Source organism: Faecalibacterium sp. DFI.5.82 (genome assembly GCF_029076575.1).
GTDB lineage: Bacteria > Bacillota > Clostridia > Oscillospirales > Ruminococcaceae > Faecalibacterium > Faecalibacterium duncaniae.
In genome coordinates, this window is record NZ_JARFIS010000439.1 from 1 (window position 1) to 314 (window position 314).

The following is a 314-nucleotide window of genomic DNA, read 5'->3' on the forward strand; positions in this document are numbered from 1 at the left end:
CCCTGTCCCACTTCCACGGTCTGGCCGTCCAGCTCGATGACATCCCCGGCGCGGCACTTTTTGCCCCGCATGGTGCAGACCTCACCGTTCACCTTGACAGCACCGCCCTGCACCAGCTCCTTGGCTTCGCCGCCGGTCTCACACAGGCCTGCATATTTCAGCAGGGCATCCAGCTTGATAAACTCCGTATGGATGAGAATTTTTTGCATTTTTATGCCTCTCAATCATTCTTGAAGCTGACAGGCAGGACCAGATACAAAAAGTCGCTGCCCTCGGTAGGCAGAACCTTGACTGGTCTCAGCGGGCCGCTGATC

1 protein-coding gene is annotated in these 314 nt (G+C 56.7%); it reads right to left on the minus strand.

The window, feature by feature from the left end; translation table 11 throughout:
• Nucleotides 1-209, minus strand: a 209-nt coding sequence (locus P0G09_RS17325; RefSeq protein WP_275253292.1) for an RNA-binding S4 domain-containing protein, incomplete at its 3' end; no start/stop codon positions are given.
• Nucleotides 210-314: the final 105 nt, after the last annotated feature.